At 63.2% G+C, this 19,858-nt stretch carries 12 protein-coding genes; all 12 read left to right on the forward strand.

Features of this window, described 5'->3' with window-relative positions:
- Positions 1–109: 109 nt before the first annotated feature.
- The 12 genes from recO (at position 110) to ACZ5U1_RS02440 (ending at position 19,845) form a co-directional block, all read left to right on the forward strand.
- A complete protein-coding gene (recO, locus tag ACZ5U1_RS02385) occupies positions 110–844 on the forward strand; it encodes a DNA repair protein RecO (protein WP_460987708.1) in 735 nt (244 codons plus the stop codon).
- 52 nt (positions 845–896) lie between these two features.
- Positions 897–1,943, forward strand: coding sequence for a 3-isopropylmalate dehydrogenase (leuB, locus tag ACZ5U1_RS02390; RefSeq protein WP_464779210.1), 1,047 nt, complete (start codon positions 897–899; stop codon positions 1,941–1,943).
- A 10-nt stretch (positions 1,944–1,953) separates the two neighbouring features.
- Positions 1,954–3,162 carry an O-succinylhomoserine sulfhydrylase gene (gene metZ, locus ACZ5U1_RS02395; RefSeq protein ID WP_464772054.1) on the forward strand — a complete coding sequence of 403 codons (1,209 nt, stop codon included), beginning with the start codon at positions 1,954–1,956 and terminating at the stop codon, positions 3,160–3,162.
- Positions 3,163–3,195: 33 nt separating this feature from the next.
- Entirely contained in the window at positions 3,196–3,594 is a 399-nt protein-coding gene (apaG, locus tag ACZ5U1_RS02400) for a Co2+/Mg2+ efflux protein ApaG (RefSeq protein WP_196225748.1), read from the forward strand.
- Complete coding sequence (locus ACZ5U1_RS02405; protein ID WP_464779211.1) at positions 3,591–4,382, forward strand: LysR family transcriptional regulator; 792 nt, start codon at positions 3,591–3,593, stop codon at positions 4,380–4,382. Before apaG ends, ACZ5U1_RS02405 begins: the two co-directional genes overlap by 4 nt.
- 64 nt (positions 4,383–4,446) lie before the next feature.
- Positions 4,447–5,010: a tetratricopeptide repeat protein gene (locus ACZ5U1_RS02410; protein WP_464779212.1), complete on the forward strand. Its 564-nt coding sequence runs from the start codon at positions 4,447–4,449 to the stop codon at positions 5,008–5,010.
- A gap of 716 nt (positions 5,011–5,726) precedes the next feature.
- Positions 5,727–13,181: a beta strand repeat-containing protein gene (locus tag ACZ5U1_RS02415; RefSeq protein WP_464779213.1), complete on the forward strand. Its 7,455-nt coding sequence runs from the start codon at positions 5,727–5,729 to the stop codon at positions 13,179–13,181.
- A 47-nt stretch (positions 13,182–13,228) separates the two neighbouring features.
- Positions 13,229–13,936 carry an OmpA family protein gene (locus tag ACZ5U1_RS02420; protein ID WP_464779214.1) on the forward strand — a complete coding sequence of 236 codons (708 nt, stop codon included), beginning with the start codon at positions 13,229–13,231 and terminating at the stop codon, positions 13,934–13,936.
- A gap of 13 nt (positions 13,937–13,949) precedes the next feature.
- Positions 13,950–15,344 carry a TolC family protein gene (locus ACZ5U1_RS02425; protein ID WP_464779215.1) on the forward strand — a complete coding sequence of 465 codons (1,395 nt, stop codon included), beginning with the start codon at positions 13,950–13,952 and terminating at the stop codon, positions 15,342–15,344.
- Positions 15,345–15,398: 54 nt separating this feature from the next.
- Positions 15,399–17,558 (forward strand): type I secretion system permease/ATPase, encoded by a 2,160-nt coding sequence (locus ACZ5U1_RS02430; RefSeq protein WP_464779216.1) that lies wholly within the window; start codon positions 15,399–15,401, stop codon positions 17,556–17,558.
- A 38-nt stretch (positions 17,559–17,596) separates the two neighbouring features.
- The gene (locus ACZ5U1_RS02435) at positions 17,597–18,574 is read left to right on the forward strand and encodes a cell wall hydrolase (RefSeq protein WP_464779217.1); all 978 of its coding nucleotides are present in this window, start codon (positions 17,597–17,599) and stop codon (positions 18,572–18,574) included.
- Positions 18,571–19,845 (forward strand): HlyD family type I secretion periplasmic adaptor subunit, encoded by a 1,275-nt coding sequence (locus ACZ5U1_RS02440; protein ID WP_464779218.1) that lies wholly within the window; start codon positions 18,571–18,573, stop codon positions 19,843–19,845. Before ACZ5U1_RS02435 ends, ACZ5U1_RS02440 begins: the two co-directional genes overlap by 4 nt.
- Positions 19,846–19,858: the final 13 nt, after the last annotated feature.

The raw sequence follows: 19,858 nt of genomic DNA on the forward strand, positions 1-19,858 counted from the left end.
CACACCTATGTTTCACCACAGGCGGGCAACAGAAACAACCTATATCGACCCGGCATCTGGTGCCTCCCCAGCAGTGGCGCGAAGGGTTCTGCACGGTTAAGGATGATGCATGGCGGTGCTGATCACTCCTGCCCTGGTTTGCGGGGTCCGTTCCCATGGTGAACATGGAGCCATTGCGCGCCTTCTGACGCCGGATCATGGACTGTTGGCGGGCTATGTGCGTGGAGGCCGATCCCGCGCCTTGCGCCCGGTTCTGCTGCCCGGAAACAGCGTGAAGGCGGAGTTCCGTGCCCGCACTGAAGAGCAGCTTGCCGGGCTGACCGTCGAAATGGAGCATAGCCGCGCTCCTTTGCTATCCGAGCCCTTGCCTGCCGCGGCGATCGATTGGGTCTGCGCGCTGACGGCGGCGGCTCTACCGGAAGGGACGCCATATCCGACACTCTATCAGGCCTTGGATGGCGTGCTGGGCGCGATCGACGCGGCGCCCGCCGCGCGGGGATGGGCGGCGGCGCTGGTGCGCTACGAATTGTTGTTGTTGGCGGAACTCGGCTTTGGTCTCGATTTTGGTCGGTGCGCAGCGACAGGTGGTGCCGAAGATCTGGCCTTTGTCAGCCCGCGCAGCGCGGCGGCGGTGAGCAGGGCGGGGGCCGCGGGATATGAAAGTCGGTTGCTGCCGCTGCCGTCTTTTCTGCTGGAGGGAGGCAGCGGCGACTGGCCCGGCATATTGGACGGATTACGGCTGACCGGCTTTTTTCTGGAACGGTCGGTGCTGACCGATTGGCGGGCCGACACGCTGGCCGCGCGCGAAAGGCTGGTCGACAGGTTGAAAAGAGCGGTTGCGTGAGGCGCGGCGGCTTCATAAGGGGCGGCCACGACATTGAAGGAGTTTTCGCGCCATGTTGATCGCCCTGTTTCCCGGAGATGGTATCGGCCCCGAGATCATTGCGCAGGCACGGCGCGTGCTCGACGCCTTGGCGATTGATGGCCTGACCTATGAGGAAGGGCTGGTTGGCGGTGCTGCCTACAAGGCGGTGGGACATCCTCTGCCGCCCGAAACGCTGGATATCGCACGCCGCGCGGACGCCATCCTGTTTGGCGCTGTCGGCGATCCCGATTGCGACTCGCTGGAGCGGCATTTACGGCCTGAGCAGGCGATCCTTGGCCTGCGCAAGGCATTGGGGCTGTTCTCCAACCTGCGTCCCGCGAAGGTCTTTCCGGAGCTGGCGGACGCGTCTGCCCTGAAGAAGGAGGTGGCGAGCGCCATCGACCTGTTGATCGTGCGCGAGACCAATGGCGACGTCTATTTCGGCGAGAAGGGCATGCGCAAGACGGCCCAAGGGCTGCGCGAAGGCTATGACGTCATGTCCTATAATGAAGAGGAGGTGCGCAAGATTGCGCATCAGGGCTTCCAGGCTGCGCGTGCCCGCCGGGGCAAGCTCTGCTCGGTGGACAAGGCCAATGTTCTGGAAACCAGCCAGCTGTGGCGCGACGTGATGATCGAGGTTTCGGCCGAATATCCCGACGTTGCCCTGTCCCACATGTATGTGGACAATGCCGCGATGCAGCTGGTGCGCGATCCGGGCCAGTTCGACGTGATCGTTACTGGCAACATGTTCGGCGATATCCTGTCGGATCAGGCGAGCATGTGCGTCGGATCGATCGGCATGCTGGCTTCGGCCACACTCAACGACAGCAAGCAGGGTCTGTATGAGCCGATCCATGGCTCCGCTCCCGACATCGCCGGGCAGGGCAAGGCCAATCCGCTGGCAACGGTCCTGTCGGCGGGGATGATGCTGCGCTACTCGCTGGGCATGCCGGAACAGGCTGACCGGATTGAGGCTGCGGTTGCCAAGGCGCTTGCCAATGGCGCGCGGAGCCCTGATCTTGGCGGAAGCATGACTACGGTCGAGATGGGCGACGCGGTATTGGCGGCTCTGAAGTAAGGAAGAAGCGATGAAGCGCAGGAGCGGGCAGGACCCGGCGATCACCAAGAACTGGCGGCCTGCTACGCTTGCGGTGCGGGGCGGCAGCGCGCGCAGCGAGTGGGGCGAAACGTCCGAGGCGCTGTTTCTGACCAGCGGCTATTGCTACGATCGCGCTGAAGACGCAGCGGCGCGCTTCGCGGGCGAGCAGCAGGGCATGACATACAGCCGCCTGCAGAACCCGACCGTCGAGATGCTGGAAAAGCGCATCGCGCTGCTGGAAGGCGCCGAAGCGTGCCGTGCGACCGCCACCGGCATGGCGGCGATGACGGCGGCACTGCTGTGTCAGTTGTCGGCGGGCGACCATGTGGTGGCTGGCAAGGCGCTGTTCGGATCCTGCCGCTGGCTGACGGACACGCTGCTGCCCAAGTTCGGGATCGAGACGACCACCGTCGATGCGACCGACAATGCTGCCTGGGAAGCGGCTGTCCGGCCCAACACGAAGGTGTTCTTCTTCGAGACGCCCGCCAACCCCACGATGGATGTCGTGGACCTGGAGGCGGTGTGCGGCATCGCGAAGAAGCATGGGATCACCAGCGTCGTCGACAATGCCTTTGCGACACCAGCACTTCAGCGACCGATGGAATTCGGTGCGGATGTGGTCGCCTATAGCGCGACCAAGATGATGGACGGGCAGGGCCGTGTCCTGGCCGGTGCGATATGCGGCACCGAGGATTTCATCATCAACACACTGCTGCCGTTCCACCGCAATACGGGCCCGACGCTGAGTGCTTTCAATGCCTGGGTGGTGCTGAAGGGGTTGGAGACGCTGGATCTGCGCATCCGCCGCCAGAGCGAGAACGCCCTTAAGGTAGCGAAGTTTCTGGAGGGCCGGGTGGCGAAGGTCCTTTATCCGGGGCTGGAAAGCCATCCGCAATATGCTCTGGCCGCAAAGCAGATGGAGATGGCAGGGCCTATCTTCTCGCTCTATGTCGGTGGCGGACGGAAAGAGGCCCATGGCCTGCTGAACGGGCTGGAGCTGGTCGATATCAGCAATAATATCGGGGACTCCCGGTCACTGATGACCCATCCCGCATCGACGACGCATTTCGGCATGGCCGAAGAGGCGCGGCTGGAAGTCGGCATCACCGAGGATATGCTGCGGCTGAATGTCGGGCTTGAAGATGCGGACGATGTGATCGAGGATCTTGATCGCGCTCTGAAGTCGATAGGCCGTTGACGAAAGCAGGGGGAAAGGCGCATTTCTTTTAACGTGAACGCGCTCTTTCCCTTTCATGCGACCACACGTGATATCAACGTGCATGTTGCCGTTACGTTCCTGCCGGAGCAGTCAGAGCCTGACCGCGGGCGCTGGTTTTGGGCCTATCATATTCGTATCGAGAATAGCGGTGATCAGCCCGTGCAGTTGCTGACGCGCCATTGGGTGATCACTGATGGGCGTGGCGCCCAGCATCGTGTAGATGGGGATGGCGTCGTAGGCGAACAGCCGGTGGTGCAGCCGGGAAAAAGCTATGACTATGTTTCGGGTTGCCCGCTCAATACGCCGACAGGATCGATGCGCGGACATTATCATATGATCGGCGCCAGCGGGGAGACGTTCGACATCGCTATCCCTCATTTCGCGCTCGTAGCCCCGGCGGTTGCCGAATGAAGCGTACGCATTTGCCGTTGAACGGCCTGCGCGTCCTGGATGCGGCCGCGCGCCACCTTTCCTTTACCCGGGCAGCCGATGAACTGGCGGTGACACCGGCAGCCGTTGGCCAGCAGATCCGTGCGCTGGAGGATTTGCTGGGCGTTGTCCTGTTCCGCCGGACGCCGAAAGGTCTGGAACTGACCCCGGAAACCGAAGCGGGCCTTGAAGCATTGCGCGCCGGCTTTCTGGAGTTTGAAGAAGCCGTGCGAGCGATGCAGGCGGGGCAGTCCAGTTCTTCGCTGACCATCGCCGCGCCGCGAGACGTCACGGCAAAATGGCTGCAACCGCGCCTCGCCAGTTATGCGGCGAGCCAGCCCGATCTCAAATTCGCTCTGGTGGCAGCGGACGAGACGCTGGACTTTACAGAGGCCAATCTGGACCTTGCCTTGCGGCTGGCCGACGGGCCGGGTGAACATGAAGGGGTGAAGCTGGGCGAGGCGAGCTTCGTTACCGTCGAAGCGGCTGGGGGAGGTCCGGAGCATCGCGTCGATTGGCCCGGCTGTCCCGCAGCGAGTGAACCGGCAGCGATCCGGGTTGCTGACGCCGGGCTCGCCATTGAAGCCGCGATCAACGGCTTTGGACGAGCAACCGTGCCGCTGCTGCTCGCACAGGCCGATATCGAGGCGGGGCGGGTGCGGCAAGTGGGGGAGCCGCAGGCGTCTGCACTGGCCTATTGGTTGATCGCGCCGCTGCCCCAATGGCGGCAGAAAAAGGTGAAGGCGCTGATCGAGGCGCTTCTCTCCTGAACCCGGGCTTTCGCTTCCGGCCTTTTGCTGGGGCGAGGCCGTCGCCGCATCGAGGAGTAGGCGGATGACCTTTCGCGGCTTCAACCATAGCGGACGAGCATGTGCGCTGCTGCTGCTTTGCCTGGCGCCTCCCGCATGGGGACAAGCACCCTATGTTGCCGATGTCACCGAGGCGCGCGAGAAGCAATGGCGATCATTGGTGGCGGAAGCGCAGACCGCTTACACCGGCGGGCGACTGTCTGAAGGCACAGAAGCGGCGCGCAAGGCGCTGGCGTTAGCCGACGAACTGTTCGGACCTGATGATCCACGCACGCTGATTTCCGCAAATGATCTGGCTCTATTGCTGGAAGGAATAGGCAATCATCGCGAGGCTGAACAATTGCTCCGCCGAGTATTCGACAGCTATTTGCGTACGCGGGGCGAAGATGACCCCAATTGCCAGATGGCGCTGGAAAACCTGATCGATTTCTATCTGGCGCGCAAACGGACGGACGCGGCTGGGCCGTTGGTGGGCTATGCACTGGATCTCTTTCACCGGACAACAGGCGCCGCCAGCGAGCGCACGCAGCGCATGGAAAAAATAGCGGCGCAAATGTCCAAGCCCGATCCAGTTATCCCGGTGAACTGACGATCGCGTTTCCGCCTCCATTCGCCGACTATATCGATGATTATAGCCCTTAGGGTGAATTGCTAAACGATCCGGCGCTGCTATCCCCACTGCACCATCGGACGGCGGCGTTCATTTTCTCCTGATGTTTGGCCAGTGCATGCATTGGTGCGAGTTGGGGGGAGTGGGCGTCGGCACGGGACATAATTCCGTTGGGTCGCAAAAATGAGTGGGCGGCTGGCCGAAGGGCTGGCCGTCCGCTTATCGTTTCCGAGACGTTCGTGGTCACCAAGAGACCCGACAGTAGCTCCATAGCTTCGGCGATGCGTTCCGAGTCGTTGCCGGACAGCACTCCGATCATTAGCCTGCATTAAATGCAGGGTATAAGACCAACGATATACTGCATGTGAAATACATATATCTCAAGTAATAGAGCATGGGTTATTTTTCGGCCGCTATCGTATTTAAATGGTTAACAAAAGTTGATTTTTGGTGACTCTATTTATCCCCGCCTAATATGATCACTCATCGGGTCAGAACTATAAGACGATAGGATTAATCCGGGGCGGGGAGGGCCAATAAGGCCTTGCCAACGGAAGATCGCAGACAATGGGCAATAGCTGATCCGCTAATGCCATGAGTCGATGAAGATGGAATTTCTCAATGCATGCGCGTTGAGGAAGTGGTCTTCTGCGCACTTCTTTGAACCGTCCCATGACGACAGGTGGGATGGAAAGATGGATTTCGAGCGCGAATGGAATGCCGATGCCGCCGCTGACCGTCAGCAGGCGCATGACCCGGTCCTGGATGCACTCGCCGCTCGGGTGAAGGGGCACCATATCCAGCCAGGCACAATGCGCACGGTGGCCGCTGGCCCGGATGGCGTTGTCGTCCTTCCTGCCGGAACCGACATCAATCAAATAGAGGTCGATGGCCGCAACCTGATCGTCACGTTGCCGGACGGCACGCAGATGGTGATCCTGGACGGCGCGGTCGTAATGCCGCACATCGTTGTCGGCGACGTCGAAATCCCTTCGGTTAACCTCGCTGCGCTGTTGATCGGCGATGAACCGCAGCCCGCCGCCGGGCCAGCCCGCAGCTCTGGGGGGAATTTCCTGGCGGATGATGGTGCGATCGGTGATCCTTTCGCGCTGGGCGATTTGCTCCCACCGACCGAATTGGCCTTTACGCAGCCTGAAGAGCGGGAAATCCTCCCCATCGCGCCGGATGAGGATGACACGCCGGAAGTCTTGATCGTCACGCCAGACCAGCCGGCCGGTGCGACCGACGCCACGGCTGGCGTCAGCGAAGCGGGCTTGCCCGCGCGCGATGGCGAGCCCGCCGGATCGGCCGCTGCTGGTGATGGTGAGCAGACCAGCGGCACCATCATCTTTTCAGCTGACGATGGCCCGTCTCTTGTTACGATCAACGGCGTGGCGGTGACCGCTGTCGACCAGTCCTTCGAAACACCGATAGGCACCCTGATCATTACCTCGATCGAGAATGGGCAGATCGGCTATCGCTACGTGTTGGCGGATAATGTCGTAGGCCCGCCGCCTGTCGAAATCTTCACCGTCGTGGTGACCGATAGCGACGGCGACCAGGCGACCGCCACGCTGACCATCTCCATCGCCGACGATGCACCGTCCGCAACGAACGACGCCGACAGCGTGACCGAGGACGGCCAGGTCGTGGCCGACGGCAATCTCTTCACCGGCAGCGGCGGGGCTGACGCCAACACGACCGACGGCGTCGCCGACGTGCAGGGCGCCGACGGCGCGAGCGTGACCACTACTGGGACCTTCCAGGGCACCTATGGCGTGCTGACGATCAGCGCGGGCGGCGGCTACAGCTATACGCTGGCGAATGACAACCCGACGGTTCAGTTCCTGACGCCGGGTCAGACGCTGACCGAAAGCTTTGCCTATACAATCACGGACGCGGATGGCGACACATCCAGCGCGACGCTGACCATAACCATCAACGGCGCGGACGACGGCGTGACCATCACCGGCGTGAACGGCGAGCCGGGCGCTGAGGGCGCTGAGCTGGTCGTTTTGGAAAATGACCTGTCTGACGGCAGTTCGCCCGATGCGGCGGCTCTGACGCGGACTGGGTCCTTCGGGGTGTCTGGCGCGGACGGTCTGACCTCCGTGACCGTGGGTGGCGTGACAGTGCTGAACAACGGCGCATTCGTGCCGGGACAAGTGGTGACGACGCCGCTCGGCACGCTGACGATCACCGGCTTCACCGCGACGGCGCAGCAGGGCGGGACGCCGACGGCTGGCACCTTCACCTACAGCTTTGTCCTGACCGACAACAGCCTGAACCATGACGTGGCGGGCGCTGACAGCCTGTTCCAGAACTTCGCCATCGTGGCGACGGATCGGAACGGATCGACGGCGTCGGGTTCGATCGACGTTCAGGTCGTCGATGACCTGCCGATCGCGCGGTATGATGTCGCTGCGCAGGCTTCGGAAAATGAGACCGTTCAGATCAATGTTGTGACAGGCGCGGGCACGCTGAGCGGAGCGGGGGGCGCCGACACGCTGGGGGCAGATGGGGTCGACCTGACCGTCGCTGGCGGAAAGCTGGTCCTGACTAGTGGGCCGAGCCTGGGCACGGCGGTCTATCAAGGCAACGGCGTGTTCCTCTACACCGCCAATGCGGGTGCAGAGGGGCAGGACAGCTTCACCTACACCATCACCGATGGGGACGGGGACAGCTCGACCGCGACGGTGACCATCCAGCTGGCGGGCGACTCCGTGCCGACCGTCACTGTCGGTGACCTCGTCGTTTCGGAAGCGGGGCTGCCGAACGGGTCGGCGGCTGCGGGGAATAGTGAAACCGCAACGGGATCGATGACGATCACGACCGGCGGCGATACGCTGGACACGGTCGAGGTGCAGGACAAGAACGGCGCCTGGATCGACGTGACTGGCGCGACGGTTGGTTCGCCGGTCGTCGTGCAGGGCGATGCGGGCACACTGACGGTGACGTCCGATGGCCTGGGCCATTACAGCTACAGCTATACGCTGGCGGTCAACGATCCGACCCATCCGGACTTCAATCCCAATGATGGCGACGGCATCAGTGGCGCGGCCGATGCGCAACCGGGCGACAGCTTCGCCGTCCGCGCGACTGACAGCGATGGCGACGTGTCGACCGTCACCAGCATCGACGTGACGGTCCAGGACGACGCGCCGACACTGGACGTGGCCGGCCCCACCAGCGTGGTCGAGGGTGTGAGCGTCAACGGCACCTGGTCGCAGGTGGTTGGCGCGGATCAGCCGGGCGTCACGCAGGTGGTGTTCAATGGCACGCCCTACGCGCTGGGTCAGGCGATTGATACGGGCAAGGGCACCCTGACGGTCAATGCCAACGGCACCTGGACCTTTGCCGCTGCCAACAACCTGAACCAGAGCATGGCGCAGTCGATCAGCTTCACCGTCAAGGTGACCGACGCCGACAATGACGTGGCGCAGGACGTGCAGACCATCACCATTGGTGATGGCGCGGACCCGACCGCTGGCTCGGCGCTGAACCTGCTGGTCGATGACCAGAATCTGTCGGATGGCAGCACGTCGGCAGGCCCGGACTTCCAATCGGGCAATGTCAGCTTCACGGCGGGTTCTGATGCACTCACCAGCTTTGCCTTCTCGCAGGATCTGAGCGGCTTGGGCGGCGGCCTGACCTGGAACCGGGTCAGCGCCACGCTGATCGAAGGTTGGGACGGCGCCGTGGGCACCGGGACCAAGATCGTGCAACTGACGCTGACGCCGCCCGCTTCGATCGGCGCGAACAGCAACGGCACGGCGCAGGTCACCGCGACCCTGCTCAACAATTATGACAGCCATCCGCTGTTCACGCAGGATGACACCGCGCAGCTCGGCCAGATTGGCGTCGTCGCATCCGACCAGGACGGCGACAGCGCGACGGCGACGGTCAATGTGGCGGTGTCGGACGATGTGCCGACGCTGGACGTAACCGGCCCGACGAGCGTCGTCGAAGGGGCGAGCGTCAACGGCACCTGGTCGCAGGTGGTTGGCGCGGATCAGCCCGGCAATGTGACGCAGGTGGTGTTCAACGGCACGCCCTACGCGCTCGGCACGCCGATCGACACGGGCAAGGGCACCCTGACGGTCAACGCCAATGGCACCTGGAGCTTTGCTGCTGCGGGGAACCTGAACCAGAGCGTGGCGCAGTCGATCAGCTTCACCGTCAAGGTGACTGACGCCGACAATGACGTGGCGCAGGACGTGCAGACCATCACCATCGATGATGGCGCTGTCCCGACGGGCGGTAGCCCGCTGAACCTGCAGATGGACGATCAGAATCTGACTGGCGGAACTACGGCGAGCAACCCGGATTTCGTGTCGGCCAATGCCAGCTTCACGGCGGGATCCGATGCGCTGATCAGCTTTGCCTTTACCCAGAATATCTCTGGGCTGGGGGGCGGCCTGACCTGGAACCGGGTCAGCGGCACATTGATCGAAGGGTGGGATGGTCCGGTCGGCACCGGCACGAAGATCGTCTCCCTGACGCTGACTCCGCCTGCTTCCATCGGGGTGAACGCATCCGGAACCGTGACCGTGACGGCGACGTTGCTCGACAACTACGACAGCCATCCCGACGTGTCGCTCGATGATCTTGTCCAGCTCGGTAATGTCGGCGTCGTGGCCTCCGATCAGGATGGTGACAGCGCGACGGTCACCGTCAATCTGTCAGTGTCGGACGACGTGCCGACCGCCGCTAATGACGGCCTGCTGGCAACGGTCGATGACGACGCGGCGGCCGTGAATATCGGTACGGTGGCCGGACTACTGGTCAACGACAGCTATGGAGCGGACGGGCAAGGCACGCCTGCAATCACCATCGCGACCGGCAGCCTTGGCGGCACCATCGCGATCGGTGCGGGCGGCACGCTGCTCTACACGTCCAATCATAACATCACTTCGCCCTATGCGTCGGTGGATGAAAGCTTCACCTACACTATCAAGGATGGCGACGGAGATACGGCTACGGCCACCTTCACTGTTCGCCTGACCGACACCGGTCCATCGATCAGTTTGGCCGCAGCGTCGATCACTGTCGACGAAGACGGTCTGGCCAATGGCATCACAACTGCGCAGCCGGGTGATGTCGCGGGCGCCGACGTCCTCGTGACGGGAGCTCTCTCCGGCTTCAGCTACGGTAATGACGGCCCTGGCAGCATCACGCTCGCCGCAGTTGCCAATACTGGCCTGGTCAGCCTGGCGGGTAACGTCATCCGCACGGTGTGGGACCCCGTCAATCACATCCTCACCGGCGAGGATTCGGTCACCGGCGCTGATGTGTTCAAGCTGACGATCACCAATGTTGCGACAGGAGCCTATCAGTTCGAACTGCTGGCTCCCGTCAAGCATGCAGCGCCTGCACCGAACACCAGCTTCGAGAATGACGCCACACTGACGATTGGCGTGACGGTCACGGACGCTGAAAATGAGAGCGCCAGCGGCTCCATCACGATCACGATCGATGATGACAGCCCAACCGTTTCGGCTACGCTGAATGCAGCGGCCATCGCGCAGCTCGACGAAACGGTAGCCGTCGCGGGTGGTACGCCGACGCTGGCGGTCAGCAATATCGGTAATGATCTCGACGTCAGCGGCGGCCTGCTGCTCAGCACGGCAACCAGCGGCCAGTCGGTCGTGACGGTCGGCGGCGGCTACGGCGCTGATGGACAGGGTTCGCTGACCTACAGCCTGGTCGTCAGCAATGCAGCGTCAGGTCTGAAGGTTACCGACGGTTCCGCAATCACGCTCGTTTTGGAAAATGGCCTGATCGTTGGCCGGGTCGCGAGCGGCACGTTCGCCAATCAGGCAGCCTTTGCGATCTCCATCGACGCGTCTGGCGTCGTCAAGGTTGAGCAATATCTGTCGCTGCAGCATCCCAACGCCGCCAGCGTTGATGAGGCTGTGTCAATGTTGGCAGGCCATGTCGGCGTAAACGTGACCCGTGTCGATGCCGATGGTGACAGCGTCACGACAGCATCACCGGTCGATATTTCCGGACTTATCAGCTTCCATGACGACGGCCCTGTTTCGGCGCTTACCGTAGGCGAAGAGCGCGGCGCGGAGTTGATCACAGTCGACAACGTCGCCGGCGACTTCGCGACTGGCCAATTCTCGATGAAGTTTGGATCGGATGGTGCTTCATCCAGCGGCTTCAACATCACTGGCCCTGCGATCACCGGCGTTCACTACACCGAAACCGATGTCTTCGATCCGCAGACCGGACAGTTCCTCCGCACTGAATTGCTGGCCGAGGTGGGAACGACCCATACGGCGGGAACAACGGACGACCTTTTCAAGCTGACGGTCAACGCCGATGGCACCTACCGTTTCGACCTGATCAACGCAGAACAGGTGACGACGGAGGAAATCTCGTTCGCTTCGCTGAGCGCAGGTGGCCCAAGCTTCCGTGAACTGGAGGACGATCCCGACACGGCGGTTAACGAAACCGGCCGGGTCGAATTCGAATCCAACGGCAACGGTGTCAACGCCAGCACGCCGGGCTTTGGCGTCAGCAATCAGTGGACTGATCCCGGTGAGTGGTTCAGCATGGAATTCCACAATCCGGGGGCGGTCGGAAACGACAATCCGTGGGTGAATGCGGACCTGCTCGACTCACTGTCGCTGACCGTCCAGCAGGTTCAGCAGGGTCCGGTCGATTTCACCTGGACCGCCTACCGCTACAATGCCGACGGTTCGCTGGCGGCCACGGAGAGCGGCAATTTCCAGGTGACGGCAGCGGGCGTCGTGACGATCGATCCTTCGATCGAGTTTAGCGAGCTGCGGATTGACAATGTCGACGCTAATGGCGGGGTCCGTTTCGCAACCGCTGTATCCGTCACTCGGCTGGTTCTTCCGACCGACCAGAATCTCAACTTCCAGGTCAACGGCACGGACGGCGACGGCGATCCGATGACGCCGATCACAATCGGGGTCCTAGTGGACGCCACCAGTGTTCCACCGGTCGCCCTCGACCTCGACGGTGACGGCCTTGAGTTCCTCTCGCGCTCTGCAGACGTCACCCATGATTATGGCAGCGGTCTGGTCAGCACGGCCTGGGTCTCTTCCGACGACGGCCTGCTCGCTCATGCGGTTGGCGGTTCCTACGACATCGTCTTTGCCGACGATGCGCCGGGGGCCACGAGCGATCTGGAGGGTCTGCGCCTTGCCTATGACAGCAATGGCGACCGTGTGTTTGACGCTGACGACGCGGCCTTTGCGGAATTCGGCGTCTGGCAGGATCTGAACAGCAACGGCGTGGTCGATGGCGGCGAGTTCAAGTCGCTGGCCGACATGGGCATCGCTTCGATCAACCTCACGCCGCATGGCCCGGGCTATGAGGCGGCCGACGGTGACGTGACGGTGCTGGGCGAAACGACCTTTACCCGCACGGATGGCACCAAGGGCACCGTGGGCGACGTGATGTTTGCGACGGGTTCCAAAGACGGCGACGCCAGCAAGACCGTGGAAAGCACCACCAGCAGCTTCAATCAGGCACTCATCGCGGCAAGCCTGGTCGCGGTGGCTGGCGCTGCCGAGACGATGGAGCAGGAGCCTGCTCCGGTCGTTGCCGGAAATGAGACGACCACGGGTGCCGCCTCGGAGGCCGCGACGGACAGCGTCTCGGAGCCCGTTGCGAACGACGATGACATAAGCATGTCGGCGTCGAGCGAAACCCAGGACGGCCAAGTCGATGACCAGCCGGTTGAGCAGACGAGCCACAGTGGCAGCGACGATACCGCTCCGGCCGATTCGACGCTTTTGGGCGGCGATGATGCATCGGTTCATGCCGCCAATGATGATGGCCAGGCGCAGCCCGCGCTGGACGATCATCAGGGCTTGCTCGCCCAAACCGTCGATCTGCCGACCTTCGACGCCAATGCTGCGGCGCTTGCCGCAGTGCATGAGGCGGCTTCGAATGCCCAGGCTGCGCAGGTGGTGGCCGAAGCGCTAGGCGATGCAGGAGCGCCGGACATCGATGCACTGCTGGCCGCATTGCCGGGGGGCGAGCATGCGCCTGTGCTGCTCAATCCCCTCGCTGGTGAGGTTGCCGATGCAGGCCATCTGATGGCGATGGCGGCCAGTGTCTTCGATGCGGCGATGGTCGCGCATGAGGCGATGGCGGTCGCTCACGGGTGATCGTCATGGTTCGGATTTCTCGCGGGAATATTTGGGGGAGAATGATTATGCGGAACAGGTTGAGAAGCATCGCTTCCTTCGGCCTAGCGGCGGGGATGATGTCGACGGGGGCCTTGGCGGCGCCCGCCTCGCCCCTGCTGCAGATGGGCAATTCGGAGCTCAAGGGCGCGCTCAATAGCCGTTATGACACGGCGGTTGCGGCGGCGGGAGACGCAAGCCTACGGGCAGCGCAGGACAGCCGCTGGACCTGGGCCGTGGAGGCCAAGAACCAGTGCGGCATTGCGCTGGGCTTCATGAAATCCGGCACTAAGGATGCGGACAGCATCAATAAGTGCGACGACTTTGTGGCACGCCTTTCGGCGCCGCCACCGCCGCCGGTGCCGACCGCAGCTTCAGCCCCACCCGCGCTGGACTGCACGGCACCGGCGGTGTCCATTTTCTTCGACTGGAACATGGACACACCGCTGCCCGAGGGCGCGGCGACGATCAACCAGATCACGCAATCGGCTGCCCAGTGCGGTTGGACGCGGTTTGGCGTCACCGGCTACACCGATACGTCGGGCGGAACACGCTACAATGACGGCCTGTCGCTGCGCCGGGCGCAGAATGTCGCCGGGCTGATGAGCCAGGGCGGCATCGCGATGGACGCGATGACCGTCACCGGGCTGGGCGAAACCCAGCTGAAAATCGAAACTGCCGACAATGTGCGCGAACCGATGAACCGTCGGGTCGAAGTCACTGCCAGCACGAATTGAGGGGAGCGCAATCATGACAATCCTGCGCAAGACATGCGGCAGCCTGATGGCGCTGTGCGCCGCGACAATGGTAACGAGCGGTTGGGCACAGACCACGGACCTGAAGAGCGCCATCGCGGCCGCGATCGACAGCCATCCGGAAATCAACCAGGCGGTGCAGAACAAGGAAGCCATCGAGTTCGAACGCGAACAGGCCAAGGGGCTGTATCTGCCCCGGGTCAGCGTGGAAGGATCGGCTGGCATTCGCCGGTTGGAGAATAACACGCGGCGGACGCTCGGTATCGGCGACCAGACGCTTTATCCGCTGGAAGCGAGCGTTCTGGCGGAACAGACGCTGTTCGATTCGGGCTATCGCAGCGCGGAAAAACGGCGCCAGGCTGCCCGGATCGATGGCGCGGCTCTGCGCGTGGGCGAACGGTCGCAGTTCGTCGCGCTGAACGTCACGCGGCAATATCTGGACTATATGCTCCAGCAGCGTGTCGTCGCTGCGGCGGAGGACAATATCGCTTTCCACCGCAAGTTGCTCGGCGATCTGGGCGAGGGCGTGTCGAAGGGGTCGATCAGCATCGCTGACCAGCAGCAGGCCGAAGAGCGGCTGCAGTCCGCGCTGGTCCGCAAGAGCGAGGCAGAGCAAGACCTGACCAATGCGGCTATCAGTTTCCGCACGTTGACCGGTCTTTCGATCGACCAGGTGTCGATGCCCGATGCGGTGACGAGCGCCGTGCCGCCGACGCTGGACGAAGCGATCGCAGGCGCGCGCACCAACAACCCGCTGATCCGGGAAGCGGAGGCTGACATCCAGGCGGCGCATGCAGTCGTGGATGAGGCAGAGTCGGATCTCGGGCCGAAGGTTGTGCTGGAAGGGCGCGGCCGCGTCGGTGAGGATGTGGATGGCTTCCGTGGCAGCACCAACGATGTGCAGGGGCGCGTCGTCCTGCGCTGGCAGCTGTTCGATGGCGGCATCAACCGGGCGAAGGTCCAGGAAATGACCCGCCGCGCCAGCGAGGCGCGTTTCCGCCTCAGCCAACGTCAGCGTGAGGCGGAAGAGGATGTCCGAACCGCCTGGAACCGTTGGGACACAGAAAAGAAGCGGCTGACCGACCTGTCGCGGCAGGCGACGGTTTCGGACTCGCTGCTGGTTTCCTATCGCGAGCAGTTCAACGTGGGACGCCGTTCGCTGCTCGACGTGCTCGACAGCCAGAACACCCGCTTCAATACGCAGGTGCGGACGGAAACGGCCCGCTTCTCCGAAATCTTCGCGCAATATCAGATTCTGGCGGCGACCAATCAGCTGCTCGACACTCTGGGGATAGCCCAGCCTTCGGGCGCCAATCCCTATGCGCGCAAGAAATATGATGTTCCGGACCTGCCGCCCGCCGAATTGCAGCGGCGGCGCTATCCGGGCTGAAGTTTCCATCTTTGGGGTCACCCCGGCTTCGGCTGGGGTGGCGCGGGGTAAACAATGTTGGAACGAAGCACATTAAGTCTGGCCGAATGGCTGGACCATCAGGGCTCGCCCGGTGACGAACTGATTGAATGCATCGGCCATGTGGCGCGGCATTTCGATCGATCGCCGGGTATCGTGGCTTTGCGCGCAGGCCTTGCCGTCGATGAATCAGGGCGCCTGCCTTTTCATCAGGCGGAGTCCGCGCTGGATCAGATTGGCCTGCTGAGCGACCATGTTCGCGGACGGCTGGACAAATGGCGGCCCGCCAACCTGCCAGCCATCCTCCCGCTGAGGGGTGAGCGCTTTCTCCTCCTGCTGGACATCAAGCAGGGCGACGCGCTGGTTCAACTGCCCCATGCGAGCGAACCGGTATGGGCGCGGCTATCCGATCTGGAGCCTTATTTCACGGGTGAAGCGCTGGCCGTCATGGCCGATCATGGCCGCGAACGGGCCGAGGATAGGCCGTGGGACGAACGGGCGCGGCAGCATTGGTTCTGGCGCGAAGTCTGGCGGGCGCGTGGGTCCTTTGGTTATGTCATGCTGGCGGCGGGGATCATCAACCTTCTCGCTTTCGCGCTGCCGCTGTTCACGATGAACGTCTATGACCGGATCATTCCGAACAAGGCCGCTTCCAGCCTTTGGGTGCTAGGTGCGGGTGTCATGCTGGCCTTTGGGCTGGATTTTGCTTTGCGGCTCGCCCGGGCGCGGCTGGTCGATGAGGCTGGCCGGGAAATCGACGAGCGGCTCTCGCAGCGGCTGTTCGAAAAGGTGATGAACGTGCCGCTCGCCAGCCGTGCGGGCAGCACTGGGGCGCTGGCTCGGCGCGTGTCGGAATTTGAGAGCGTCCGCGAATTTTTCACATCGACCACCGTGGTGCTGGTGGTCGATATCAGCTTCCTCTTTCTGTTTGTCGCCATCATCGCGCTGTTGGGCGGTTGGCTCGCAGTCGTGCCCGTCGTCATGATCGGCATCATGGCCACGGCCGGCTTCTTCCTTCAGCGCTCCATGGCCACCCTGTCACGTGATGCGCAAGCCGATGCGAGCCTGCAAAGCGCCGCGCTGGTGGAGGCGATCGGGGGCATGGAGACGCTGAAGGCATGCCGCGCCGAAGGGCGGATGCTTGACCGGTGGCGCCGTTATGCCCGGATGAGCGCATCGACGCAGGAAAAACTGCGGCGGCTGAGCTCGACCAGCGTGACACTGGCGTCGCTTTGCCAGCAGGTGACGAGCATCGCGTTGGTGATCGGCGGATTTTACATGTTCGCGGCGGGCGAGATCACGATGGGCGCGATCATTGCGATCGTCATGCTGGCTGGCCGGTCACTGGCGCCTGTGGGACAGCTTGCCTTCGTCATCGTGCGAGCGCGGCAGGCGATAACGACGCTGAGCAGCCTCCAGACGCTGATCGATCAGCCGGACGAGCGGCTGGACGGAGCGCGCGGCATCATCCCGAAGGTGCGCAAGGGCGCGATCGTCGCCAAGGGGCTCGAGTTCAGCTATCCGGGCGCGTCGCAGCCAAGCCTGAAGAGCATCGACCTGCGCATCGAACCGGGCGAACGAATCGGCATCATCGGGCGCGTGGCGTCGGGCAAATCGACGCTGGGGCGGGTGCTGTGCGGCCTTTATCCTCCGGGCGGCGGCATGTTGACCATCGATGATGTGGATAGCCGCCAATATCATCCGCACGAATTGCGCGCTGCCTTCCGCTATGTCGGGCAGGATGCGGAGCTGTTCAGCGGATCGGTGCGTGAAAACCTGCTGCTGGGCGCGCGGGACGCCGACGATGAGAAGCTGCTGGACGCGCTGGAGCGTTCCGGGGCCTCGCGCTTCTTCGGGCGGGATGCCGCCGGGTTCGACCTGCACATCGGTGAGCGCGGTAGTCGCCTATCGGGCGGGCAGCGGAGCTTCCTGGTGTTGGCGCGGGCGTTGGTGGAGCCGACCAGGCTGCTCTTCCTCGATGAGCCGACCGGGGCGATGGATAATCAGACGGAAAATCTGTTTGTCGACCATCTGGCAAAGGCGCTGGAGCCCGAACAGACGCTGATCGTATCGACGCACCGCCATGCGCTGCTGCGGATCGTGGACCGACTGATCGTGATAGACCAGGGTGTGGTTCTGGCGGACGGGCCGCGCGACGAGGTTATTGGACAGCTTCAAAAAGGAGCGGTTCAATGATCGGGCGGGCAGGGAGGTTACCAGCGTCTGAGACTTGCATGCTCGGCCTTGGGGGCGCGCTTGTTATAGTCTTGGCGGCGGGAACGGTTGGCTGGCGCGGGCACGACGCTCCCAAGGCTGCGGTCCAAACGAGGATCATCGACGGTGCGCCCGCCATCCCCCGCCAATATCGCGCGCTGGTGGAGATCACAGAGAGCGAAGCCGCGCCCTTGACGATCGGGCAGGAGGCGGAGGCACAGAATGGCAGGCTCAGGTTTGCGGCCGGAGCCATCGCCGCAGCATCGCCTTTCCACGCACTTCAATCCGCAGGCGAGGACAGGAGCCGCGCGCTGCAATGCCTGACGCAGGCGATCTATTATGAAGCAGCGGCTGAACCGGAAAGCGGACAGCGCGCGGTGGCACAGGTCGTTCTCAACCGTGTGCGTCATCCCGCCTTCGCCAAGACGGTGTGCGGTGTGGTGTATCAGCGCTTTAACGCGTCAGTGTGCCAGTTCAGTTTCGTATGCGATGGGTCACTTGCGCGGCGACCTATGGCCGTCCTCTGGAATAGGGCACAGCGGATCGCGGCCGCGGCGCTGGCGGGGCAGGTTGAACCGAGCGTTGGCACCGCGACCCATTATCATGCCGACTATGTGTTTCCCGGGTGGGCTCCGCATTTGGCGAAGCTTGCGCAGATCGGCGCGCACATCTTTTATCGCTGGCCGGGCGCGTGGGGGCTGCCGCGCGCTTTTACGAGGCGCTATGCCGGGGGTGAATATATCCCTGCCTTCGATCCATCGCAGATGGTGGCGATGAAGGAGCCGGAGATCGATTATCCTCCGGTTGCGGCGCTGCCCGAACGCCGGGCGGCCAATGATGTGGGCGGGCGGATGGACCCGACCAAGGGATGGAAGCTGTCCATTCCTGATCCTTCGCAAGGCGGCGGCGCTCTCACCAACATGCTGGCCGCGCAGGAAAAGGCGAAGGGGGTGGCGCTCGCTGCCGATGAACATGTGATGCAAGAGGCAAAACCATGATGGGGCGCTGGATCAACTGGCTGCGGGGGCAGCCGGGCAACAAGCAGGTCATCCTGTATAGCGGCGGAGGCATGCTGGCGTTCCTGTTGTGGGCCAGCCTTGCTCCGGTGGATGAGGTGACGCACGGGCAGGGTCGGGTGATTCCGTCGAGCAAGGCGCAGGTCATCCAGTCCGCCGAGCCGACCACGATCGAGGAGATATTGGTTCGGTCGGGGCAGAAGGTCAGCAAGGGCCAGTTGCTGGTGCGTCTGGACGACGCGATGCTGGCGTCCGAACTGGGACAGTTGCAGGCCGAGACGCGATCTCTGACGGCGCGGGCGGGACGGCTGGAGAAGGAAGGCACCGGTACGGGCGCCAACTGCGCCACGGGCGGCCCCGAATGTCAGCAGGAGCAGGCGCTGGCCGCAGTCCGTCAATCGGCGCTCCGCAGCAAGCAGGATGGGCTTTCCGCTCAGGTGGAACAGCGGCGGCGCGAACTGGGCGAGGCGCAGGCCACGATCGACAGCCTGGGTGGCAGCGTCCAGCTGGCGCGGCAGCGCGTGGCGATGTTGGAGCCGCTAGCGGCGAAGTCCATCATCCCGCAGACCGAACTGCTCGACGCCCGGCGTGATCTGGTGGACGCGCAGGGACGGCTCAACGCGGCGCAGCAGCAGGCGTCGCGTGCATCGGCCGCGATCCGCGAGGCGCAGGCGCAATTGTCCGAGGCGAATTTTCAGTTCAAGCAGGATGCGTTGAACGAACGCAGCCAGCTGGAGGCCAAGATCGCGGTCAATAGCGAGTCCCTGCGCGGTGCGAAGGGCCGCGCGCAACGCGCGGAAATCCGTTCGCCCGTCGATGGCGTGGTCAACGATGTGCAGGTGACGACCATCGGCGGCTTCGTGACCGCGGGGCAGAAGATCATGCAGATCGTCCCCATCGGCGACAAGCTGCTGGTGGAAACTCGGGTGAAGCCGAACGACATCGCCTTCATCAAGACCGGCGACCGCGCGGTCGTGAAGGTCACCGCCTATGACTTTTCCATCTATGGGGGCCTGAGCGGCACCGTGCAGCAGGTTTCGGCTGACAGCGTTTATGACGAAGCGACGCGGGAGGCCTATTTCACGGTGGTTGTGGAAACCGACCGCGCATGGCTAGGCACGGGCGCGCACAAGCTGCCCATTACGCCGGGCATGGTGTGCGATGTGGAGATATTGACGGGCCGCAAGTCGGTGTTGGCCTATCTGCTCAAGCCCATCATGAAGGCGCGGTCGGAGGCTCTGCGGGAGCGGTAAGCAGTGAGCGTGC

It is taken from the genome of Sphingobium sp. TomTYG72 (assembly GCF_055394715.1).